The sequence below is a fragment of the Ferrimonas sediminum genome, from assembly GCF_900100175.1.
GTDB classification, from domain to species: Bacteria; Pseudomonadota; Gammaproteobacteria; order Enterobacterales; family Shewanellaceae; genus Ferrimonas; species Ferrimonas sediminum.
This window is the reverse complement of sequence record NZ_FNEM01000034.1, coordinates 1-8,676: the sequence shown is the minus strand read 5'-3', so window position 1 is coordinate 8,676 and position 8,676 is coordinate 1. Positions and strand designations below refer to the sequence as shown.

The window sequence follows — 8,676 nt, the reverse complement described above, 5'->3', positions numbered from 1 at the left end:
CCTGGAAGACACTGGATTCTCGCCTACGCAAGAATGACAAAATCAAAGACGCTGGGTTCTCGCCTACGCAACAATGACAAAATCAAAGACACTGGGTACCCGCCTGCGCAAGAATGACAAAATCAAAAACACTGGGTTCTCGCCTTCGCGAGAATGACAAAGGCACAAACACTGGGTACCCGCCTGCGCGAACACGACAGAGAGCTTGAGCAATCAGCGCTGGGCCAGAATGCGATCCAGATGGTTAGCGAACGCCTGGCGATCCTGCTGACTCAGTGGCGGCGGCCCACCGGTATCCACACCACTGGCGCGCATGGTGTCCATAAAGTCCCGCATGTTCAGGCGTGAGCGGATATTGCTGGTGGTGTACAGTTCACCACGTGGACTTAACGCCACGGCACCCTTCTCAATCACCTCGGCAGCCAGGGGGATATCACTGGTGATCACCAGATCGCCCGCCTCGGTCAGCTTGACGATTTCATTGTCTGCCACATCGAAGCCGGCGGGAACCACCATGGCACTGATGTACTGCGACGGCGGCGTACGCATGGCGTGGTTGGCCACCAGTTTGGTGTGCACTTGCGTGCGTTCGGCGGCGCGAAACAGAATCTCTTTAATCACCACCGGGCACGCATCGGCATCAACCCATATTTTCATTGTTTTTAACCTGATTCAGGACACTCTGCGCAGGGTACAGCGCCGCCGGGCAGCAGGCAAACAAAAGGGGAGTTTCCTCCCCTGGCTGATGTCACTGTAACCCGCGCTTCGCCCTACTCGGCGGTGCGATATTTATGCAGGATCTGTCCCAGTGACTGAGAGCTGTCAAACAGCTCCTGTACGCTGACCGCTGACTGCTCCGAGCTGGTACGAATGGCATTGGACTGGCCGCGGATATCATACAATTCGGAAGCGATATCATTGGCCGCCGCCGTCTGCTGCTCAACGGCACTGACGATCTGGGCGCTCATGTCCATCACCGCCTTGGCCGAGTCAGCAATCGCGGTCACATCCTGACCGATCTCATTGATCAACTCCCGGCTCTGATGCGCCTGCTTCAGGGTATGAGAGGTGATCTCGGAGATCCCCTGGGTTTCAGTCTGCAACTTATCGATCATCATCTGAATCTCGACCGTGGCCTGCTGAGTACGGCTGGCCAGTGTACGCACCTCATCGGCGACTACCGCAAAGCCCCGCCCCTGTTCACCGGCCCGGGCCGCCTCGATGGCCGCATTCAGGGCCAACAGGTTAGTCTGCTCAGAGATGGCGTTGATGGTGGTAATCACCTCGTTGATCTCGGTAGCCTTGGCATTGAGGTTGTTCACTGTCACCGATGCCGCATCGGTTTTGTCCGCCAGTTCGGTGGTTTCTATGATGGCGTTCTGCACTTTCTGGTTACTCTGCTCCACCATGGCGCCATCCTGCTCCAGCTGCGCCGAGGTTTGCTGGGCCAGGTTAGAGATGTCTTTGGCTGTGGCACTCATCTCCTCCATGGCCGTTGCCACCGAGTCCAGCGAGCTGTATTGCTGATTGATCTGGCTTTCGTTGTTCTGGCTGTCCTGGCGAAAACCAGAAGCGGTCTGATTCAGAGTCGCCGAACTGCTTTTCACCGTGCCCACCAACTCACTGATGGTGTCCATGGTTCGATCCAAGCCATGGCCGATGATGCCAAACTCTTCACGACCGACGTGAAAGCCCAATCTAGAGGTCAGGTCGCCGTCCGCCAGTCGATTAATGGCCTGATTCATGACCCACAGAGCCCCTCCGAGGAAGGTCGCCAGCCAGTAACAAAATAGCGCAAGAGGAAGCAGCCATAAGGTCGACAGCCCCAGACTCGACAGCGCCTCACTGTGGATCTGAGCCTCAGCATCCGGTACTGCACGGGTCAAAGATACCACGCCGCCGCTAAAGGTCTGGCTGACAGTAATGCGGTCGCTACTGCGCTCGGTAGGCTTCAGCGCCGGAATCATCCTGACTCCCTCTCGGGCCATCAGCCGGCTTCGGGCCTCGCTGTCTGTCGGCAGTTCGTTTAAGGCCGACACCACTCCCGCCAGTCGCGCCTGAACCACTTGCTCAGACTGCTGCTGAGCCTGCTGTCTGGCATCGAGATAGTGATTGGTGGCCGTCCCCATTACGGCCAGCGTTGCCATCAGAAACAGCAACCAAAACTTCTCATTCAATGTCAGCTTGATAAACAAGCGGTCAATGGTTCTGAATTCTACTTCTCTCATCCGCTGCCTCATTCCGCCTTATGCTGGCGTTAACATTTGTCAGACTAAAACTGTGACCCTAAGTATGAGTCGGACAATACTACCCTTTAATTTATTTACAAGTCTGTAATCCTGATCACACATAGGTCGGCACATTTTGTGGCCAGACTCACTCAAAGTACGGTTATTCCACAGCATGCATGTAATTGCCGTACACATTTGAAAGGTATTGTGAACAAACAGGATTCAGCCTCTCTCCAAACACAACGGGCTTTACTCCGTTATGGCTGTTATCGGCCTGTAACATCAGCAGCTTTAGGGGCGACAATGAATAAAGCTCAACTATCTAAATTTCTCTTTATATTCCAGTTACTCAGAGAGAGAGGTCTAAAAGCTTTGCGGCGGCAACCACACCAATTCAGGCAGTTGGCCCAGATCAAGAGTGTCGAACTTTTGCGCAATCACCCCGTGGGAACAGTAAGGCTCGATATGACGGAGCAGCGTTTGCTGGGCCTCGGGTTCGCCGTGAACCAGCACCACAGGCGGCGCAGCGGAAAACTGCCGGTACCAGTGAATTAACTCCTCTCGGTCGGCGTGAGCAGACAGGCCACCTATGGTATGAATCCTGGCCCTGACTTCCACCGGCTTACCACGTATCTTCAACTCTTGTGCTCCATCCACCAACAAGCGGCCGGGAGTGCCTACCGCCTGGTAACCACAGATAATGATGTCCGCTTCCTGGCGCCACAGATTGTGCTCCAGGTGGCAACGAATGCGACCGCCATTACACATGCCGCTGCCGGCAATAATGATCAATCCCCGATCTATCTCATTGAGAGCCATGGACTCTTCGGTGGTTGGGACAAAGTTGACCTTGGTCAGCAATGGATGCTGACTGGGGTGGTGTCGCCGATATCGATGAAATTCGGCATCGCACAGATTGCTGTTACGCACATACACGCCGGTAGCCCGAGTAGCCATTGGGCTATCGAGGTAGACAGACCAACGACTGAGATCCCACTCTTTACCGTACAGGTGAAACAGATACAGCAACTCCTGAGCCCGGCCAACGGAAAACGCAGGGATCAGGATATTGCCATGGTTGGATTCCAGAGCCCGGGCAAAAATCGCTTTCAATTCATCCAGCGTTTCCTGCCAACCGCGGTGCACCCGATCGCCGTAGGTGCTCTCCATCACCACCAGATCCGCCTGGTCGATAAAGCTGGGATCCCGAATCACCGGCATGTCACAGCGGCCCAGATCGCCACTGAACACCAACTTCTTATGAGCAGAGCCGGACTTCAACCACAACTCAATGATGGCAGAACCCAGAATATGGCCGGCATCACGCAACTGCACTGTCACAGCCGGGCTCAATTCCATCAGTTGTTCATACTCCAGATCCACAAACAGAGACATCGCCTCATCCACATCCTCTTCGGTGTAGATCGGCTCTAGAAGAGGTTCACCACGGGATTGGCGTTTTTCATTCGCCCGTTCCGTTTGCCGCAGTTGCAGCATCGCGGCGTCCCTGAGCATGATGTCACACAGCTCCCGGGTGGCCTTATGGGTAAAGATGGGTCCATCAAATCCAGCCTTTACCAACATCGGTAAACGACCGGAGTGATCAATATGAGCATGACTGAGTATCACGGCATCGATGCTGCTGGGGTCGAAATCAAAGGGTTCCCGATTACGGGCGGCTTCCTTTTTGCCTCCCTGAATCAGTCCACAATCCAGCAGCAATCGCCAACCATCAACGGTCAGCAAATGACTGGAGCCGGTTACCTCGCCGGCTGCGCCTAGAAAAGCCAGGGTCATTGTCATGATGCGCCCTCCCGGCGTCCGCTATCTCCCTGAGATGACAACCTAAAACACGCCGTGTTAAGGCAGCCTACCTCTAATAGTGCGCCCCGAAGCCCAATTAGGCAAATTCCACCAACTGTTGCAGCGGCAGCTCAGGCCAGAACGAATCCAGTTAAAGAGACACCACAATAACGACGGAATTAGGCGCCTAGAGTCAAAATCAGATGCTACTCAATCTAATGCTGTCGCTAATGGCCTGACAGTAATCTCATCCAGTGGTTGAATGGCCACCGGAGCCAAATAGTCGCTGCCATACTCATCCCTGTTTGATGGCTAGTCAGCTTCTCTCACCCAACCCAGGTCAGCCATAATGGCGTACGCCGCTGGAATCACGAACAGCACCAGCAGTGTAGAAGCGAAGTAACCATCCTCCTACGTTGGTATAATAGATTTTGTAGTGCCGGACACCTGTTTAGACCGATTCTCAGCTTCCACAGGTGGCACACAGTCATTGTGCTGAGAATTACACTGCTCGGTTGCATCAACACAGCCCTGAACTGAACACTTTTCACCCTGCACATTTTCCCGGACTCAGGTATAATCCGCGCACTTCGAAATTTACCAACTGAATACAGGACGCCATGACCGTCGAAACCTTTGATCCCGGCAATGACACGCCAAAAGCGGTGCAACCTAACACCACCCACGCCACCAAAGTGGCCCCGGCCATGGGCCAGGGGCGCGGCACAGGAACCCGCATCGGTTTCATCTCTCTGGGCTGTCCGAAAAACCTGGTGGACAGCGAGCGCATCCTGACCCAGTTGCGGACCGAAGGTTACGACGTCGTCAACTCTTACGACGGCGCCGATCTGGTGATCGTCAACACCTGTGGCTTCATCGACAGCGCGGTGCAGGAATCCCTGGACACCATCGGCGAAGCTCTGAATGAAAACGGTAAGGTGCTGGTCACCGGGTGTCTGGGAGCCAAAGAGGACGAGATTCGTGAAGTCCACCCCAAGGTGCTGGGCATCACCGGTCCCCACGCCTACGAAATGGTGCTGGAGCAGGTGCACAACCACCTGCCTAAGCCGGAGCACGACCCGCTGACGGCGCTGATCCCGGACCATGGTGTTAAGCTGACCCCGCGTCACTACGCCTACCTGAAGATCTCCGAAGGCTGCAACAACCGCTGCACCTTCTGCATCATTCCGGCTCTGCGCGGCGATCTGGTCAGCCGCCCCATCGGCGAGGTGCTGGATGAAGCCAAACGCCTGAAAGAGGCCGGCGTTAAAGAGCTGCTGGTGATCAGCCAGGACACCAGCGCCTACGGCCTGGATGTGAAACACAAGACCGGTTTCTGGAACGGCATGCCGGTGAAAACCCGCATGACCGAACTGTGTGAAAAGCTGGCAGAGATGGGGATCTGGGTGCGACTGCACTACGTCTACCCCTACCCGCACGTGGACGAAGTGATTCCGATGATGGCCGAAGGCAAAATCCTGCCCTACCTGGACATCCCTTTCCAGCACGCCTCTCCCAAAGTCCTGAAGGCGATGAAGCGTCCCGGTAAGGCGGAGCGCACCCTGGAGCAGATCAAGAAGTGGCGTGAGATCTGTCCCGATCTGGTGATCCGTTCCACCTTCATCGTCGGCTTCCCCGGTGAGACCGAGGAAGATTTCCAGCTGCTATTGGATTGGCTGGAACAAGCTCAGTTGGATCGGGTCGGCTGTTTTAAATACAGCCCGGTGGAAGGTGCGGTCGCCAACGATCTGGCTGAATTGATCGATGACGAGATCATGGAAGACCGTTACCAGCGCTTTATGGCAGTGGCGGCACGCATCAGCGCCGAACGTCTGCAGGCTCGGGTCGGCACCGAGATGCGGGTGATTGTCGATGAACTCAACGATGAGGGCGCAGTTGCCCGGGCCTACTCCGATGCCCCGGAGATTGACGGCAAGGTGATTCTGGGAGGGGAATTTGATGTCGAGGTCGGCCAGATGGTATGGGCCTCCATCGAGTTCGCCAACGAGTACGACCTGTACGCTACCATCGTCCGTGACGACAACGACGAGATCGAAGACCTGGGCTAACCCTGGTTGCACTCCTGTTCCCAGGCCGGCTCTATGCCGGCCTGTTCGTTTTTGCGGATCGCTTCAGGCGTCAAACCAAACCAGCGCTGACAACCCCGGTAGAAGCTGGTGACCTCATCAAATCCCAATAACAGACTGATCTCCATGTGGGTCAGATGACACTGCCTCAGGTAGTGGCACGCCAACTCCTTACGCGCTTCGGCCAGCACCGTCTGAAACGGTTTCTTCTCAGAGCACAACCGCTTTTGCAGTGTCCGTGGACTGATCCCCATCCGTTGTGCCACATGTTCCTTATCCGCCAGACCCGATGGCAAACTCTCAACCAGGGTGGCTTTCACCTCGCTGGCGGTATCCGGCTGCGCATGCAGCTTGCGGATAAGCCGAAGCAGCGTCGGCTCAAAGAACTGCCACATGCCGTCATTAAGGGGTAAAAACGGGCGCAGGCAATCCTCACGGGAAAACTCAATGGCGTTGCTGTCACCCTGCTGCAGCTCAATGCCATGCTGACGCGCCAGTGCCAGTGCGTCGTCGGTGACCTCGTGGAGGCACAGGGACAGTACCGGTAACTCCACCTTGGTTGCCATGTAGGCCAGATTCAAAATCAGGTACCACTCGGTGACAATCATCGATACCGGCAATGACGGCACCGCCATATCGGACACCACCTCGACTCTGACCCGGTCATCGGCTTCGGTCACCTTCAACTGCTGCGGCCCCAGCAACCCTTTAAATCGCTGCAACCGGCGTATGGCGGACAGCAGGTCACTGCAACACAGACCCGCCATCATCGGCGCAGAGAAGTCATCACTGTTGCATAACTGCACCAAAGTGCGAGCCAGATCACCAGGTTCAAAGTGAGCCTCCAGTGCCGACCATAATGCCAGGTACTGATGGCTGTTGAGACGGGCATCCGGGTTATTGAGCAGGGCGACATCCACCCCTGCACGAGCAAACACTGGCTCAGGATCAATTCCCAATCTACTGAAAATTCGCCTTAGTTTGGTATCCAGAGGAAACCGTTTGTCCGCCATCATCGCACTCCGACTTGCATTCAGTATCGACTCATTCGATCAAAATTGCCGACAGAAAGCAACCACAATCGACGTCAACCGCCATTGCCAGCCCGCAAAAAGGCTGACTTTGCGATCTTAAATGAAATTTTATTACGAATGATAGTCACGAGTCACACAATGAGAATCGCGTTAAGGCAAATTCTGGCGCTTGAGATCGCCTCAACCACGGTGAATAATAATCACGTTAATGTGCATATTTTATGAAGTTAGATCAAACACTTGCCTTTATTAATCCGGCCAACCAGATATCATATCCCTTACACTGTATTTTCCCATTGGCAACGGAGAATCAGCGAGAGAATAACGAAGATAAGCAATTACAATTCAATTGTTTATAAAGAATATTCACACACGTTTTCACCCCACTGACATCTTAATCAGCGATATGAAACCACAACGGCCATTGTATGAAACAGTTTTACCATGCTGATCAACTGGCCAAAAGATATTCAACGGATCGAACCGGCGGCCCACAGTCTTCCTCTCACGCCGGTTGAAGGACTCACTAACACCATGACACCCGTGATCATCGAGTTTCACCCAGATCAACGCCCGACGCTGGAACATGCCCTGGAGCAGCTTCGCCAGGCGCTTTTGCAGCACCACTCTCACCCTGATACCAACCACTACCAGTTTGTGGTTGCCGGCGACCATCATTCGGTCAGCGACGGTGCCGACACGCTGTTCACCGCCCTGGCTGCCCATAAGGCCTTGCACCCGTTACTGCAGCGCTATCTGGAGGCGGTCAATCGACACAACTATTTCTGTGGCCCTAAACAGGCCCTGAGCTTCGCTGATAACCAACAGTGGGCCGCCCGGCTGATGACTCAGCTGACGCCATTGGGTGTGGTTACTCCCGCTCTGCTGTGCGATGCCATCGCCTCTGGAGTCCGGGGCCGGGAACAGGATTTCACCCAGGCTATGCACACCTTGCTGGCTGGCAGCGACGACCCCAGGCTGTATGCACAGCTCAGCGCCTGCCTGCTGAGCCTGCCCGCCGATGGGTGTCCGCCCACGCTCTCGCCGCCGCCGAGAAGCCTGCACGACCCGCTGGATGATCTGGCGTTTGTGAACCACTTTCTGCGCCTGTACGCCGCCCATACCCTTCGTCACCGGCTGGTGGATCATTGGCAGAACCATGAACGTGGACTGGTTAACCTCAACCCGGACTCCGTGGTTCACCAAGTTGAGGCACAAATGGATCAGACTCAGGGGGATCAACTGGCCCGCTTGACCCGAATGCTGACCGATGAGATCAGCCACGATGTGGCTACTGAGATACGGGCGATCTTCAAAGGAGTGATCAAACCCGCCACCGCAGTGCTGTGGCCGGCCTAACCGGTAATGGCGGCGCAAAGCACGCCGCCTGTCCGTTCGGGCCGTAGCAGTCCTGACGAGAGTGCCCTCGACCAAGGGAAGGGTGACAAACAGAGGGCAACCACAACAAAAACGCCGCCCTCTGGGCGGCGCGCTTTAAGTGACTCAAGAGTCAGGCTGCCT

6 protein-coding genes are annotated in these 8,676 nt (G+C 55.3%); 2 read left to right on the top strand and 4 right to left on the bottom strand.

All coding sequences use genetic code 11. The features are described 5' to 3' along the window. Positions 1-213: 213 nt before the first annotated feature. The 3 genes from BLT77_RS19735 to BLT77_RS19725 form a co-directional block, all read right to left on the bottom strand. Positions 214-657 carry a YaiI/YqxD family protein gene (locus BLT77_RS19735; RefSeq protein WP_090368545.1) on the bottom strand — a complete coding sequence of 148 codons (444 nt, stop codon included), beginning with the start codon at positions 655-657 and terminating at the stop codon, positions 214-216. 113 nt (positions 658-770) lie between these two features. After that, positions 771-2,228 (bottom strand): methyl-accepting chemotaxis protein, encoded by a 1,458-nt coding sequence (locus tag BLT77_RS19730; protein ID WP_090368543.1) that lies wholly within the window; start codon positions 2,226-2,228, stop codon positions 771-773. A gap of 366 nt (positions 2,229-2,594) precedes the next feature. Beyond that, positions 2,595-4,034, bottom strand: a complete 1,440-nt coding sequence (locus BLT77_RS19725; protein WP_090368541.1) for an MBL fold metallo-hydrolase RNA specificity domain-containing protein — start codon at positions 4,032-4,034, stop codon at positions 2,595-2,597. A 620-nt stretch (positions 4,035-4,654) separates the two neighbouring features. Here BLT77_RS19725 and rimO point away from each other — a divergent pair. After that, a complete protein-coding gene (gene rimO / locus BLT77_RS19720) occupies positions 4,655-6,103 on the top strand; it encodes a 30S ribosomal protein S12 methylthiotransferase RimO (protein WP_090368539.1) in 1,449 nt (482 codons plus the stop codon). Here rimO and BLT77_RS19715 read toward each other — a convergent pair. Then, complete coding sequence (locus BLT77_RS19715; RefSeq protein ID WP_281241989.1) at positions 6,100-7,134, bottom strand: AraC family transcriptional regulator; 1,035 nt, start codon at positions 7,132-7,134, stop codon at positions 6,100-6,102. The genes rimO and BLT77_RS19715 overlap by 4 nt on opposite strands. Before the next feature lie 555 nt (positions 7,135-7,689). Here BLT77_RS19715 and BLT77_RS19710 point away from each other — a divergent pair. Then, complete coding sequence (locus BLT77_RS19710) at positions 7,690-8,514, top strand: hypothetical protein (protein ID WP_143026692.1); 825 nt, start codon at positions 7,690-7,692, stop codon at positions 8,512-8,514. The last annotated feature ends 162 nt before the right edge of the window (positions 8,515-8,676 follow it).